At 64.8% G+C, this 1,592-nt stretch carries 1 protein-coding gene; it reads left to right on the top strand.

What is annotated here, in order from left to right:
- On the top strand, positions 1-1,415 hold a 1,415-nt coding region (locus tag ACEWQZ_RS00085), incomplete at its 5' end, for a transposase (protein ID WP_476481036.1).
- Between the last annotated feature and the right edge of the window lie 177 nt (positions 1,416-1,592).

Below are 1,592 nucleotides of genomic sequence, written 5' to 3'. Positions count from 1 at the left end.
CCTTTGTCGAGCACCTGGCCGATGCCGGAAAGCAACTCCCCGGCCATGTGCGGCAGGCCTTCGATGGCTACCTGCAATGCGGGCGGCTGGAGCACGGATTCCTGCGCCTGCGCTGCGACTCCTGTCGCGCCGAGCATCTGCTGGCGTTCAGCTGCAAGCGGCGCGGATTCTGCCCCAGTTGCGGTGCGCGGCGCATGGCCGATGGCGCGGCCTGGCTGGTCGACCAAATCTTGCCTGAGCGGCCGATTCGTCAGTGGGTACTGAGCCTTCCCTTTCCCATGCGGTTTCTCCTGGCCACGCACCCCGCACTTATTGGCCGCGTGCTCGGCATCGTCTATCGGGTCATTGCCGGCCACCTGATCCGCCAGGCCGGCTTTACGCAGCAGTCGGCGCGCACGGGTGCTGTCACGTTGATTCAGAGATTCGGCTCAGCACTGAATCTCAACATCCACTTTCACATGCTGTTTGTTGATGGGGCCTACCTGGTGACCCCGCCTCACGACAACCGACCCCGATTCCAGTGGGTGCGCGAACCGACGTCGGCCCAAATGACGCAACTGGTCCACACCATCGCCCGCCGGGTGGGGCGGCTCCTGGAGCGTGAAGGGTTACTGGAGCGCGATACCGAGCAGCTCGAGTTTAGCGATGTGCGGGACGAAGAGGACCCGATGCCTGATTTGGTGGGCCACTCCATCACCTACCGTATTGCCGTGGGCCCGCATCGCGGACGCAAAGTATTCAAGCTCCAGACCCTGCCGACTTGCGATGAGGAGGATTGGGCAACTGGCGGCCCCGGAAACGTGGCTGGCTTCTCTCTACACGCCGGTGTCGCGGTCAAAGCCTGCCAGCGCGACAAGCTCGAGCGGCTGTGCCGATACATCTGCCGTCCTGCCGTTTCAGAAAAGCGCCTGTTCCTGACCGCACGCGGCGACATCGGCTACACGCTGAAAACCCCGTACCGTGACGGGACGACCCACGTGATCTTCGAGCCGCTGGATTTCATCGCCCGGCTGGCGGCGCTCGTGCCGCCGCCGCGCCTGAACCTGACCCGCTTTCACGGGGTATTTGCACCGAACAGTCCTTACCGGGCTCGTATCACGCCGGCCCGCCGAGGACGAGGCGGCAAGCCGAAGAGGCCGGGACCGTCGGAAGATCGCACACCGGTCGAGCAACGCTCGGCGGTGCGCTGGGCGAAGCGCCTCAAGCGGGTCTTTCAGATTGATGTGGAGACCTGCCCGAGTTGCGGGGGCACGGTCCAGATCATCGCCTGTATCGAAGACCCGCCGGTGATCGAGCGGATATTGAATCACCTGGCCAGCAAGGATCTGCCCGGCCTGTGGACGGAAAGTCGTGCGCCGCCTGTCCGCGTGCATCGCGCCGGCAGGCCGGCCGAGCGTCCCGGCTTGCATCACTGAAACGCAGGAAACCAATTCCAGGCCGCGTTCCATTCGGGCGCGGCCCGGCGGCGCTCGTGCCGGATAGGCCCACGCCGGCAAAAACGGGGCTATAGGGGCTGCTCGATTGGCTCCGACAGTTAGGAATCGGACGGAATTCGGCGTGCAGGGGACTTTGGTAAGGGTCCGGTGCCGGCC

The sequence above is a fragment of the Wenzhouxiangella sp. YN1 genome, from assembly GCF_056324145.1.
Note: the sequence above shows the minus strand (reverse complement) of the source record. Positions and strands in the feature narration are given on the sequence as shown.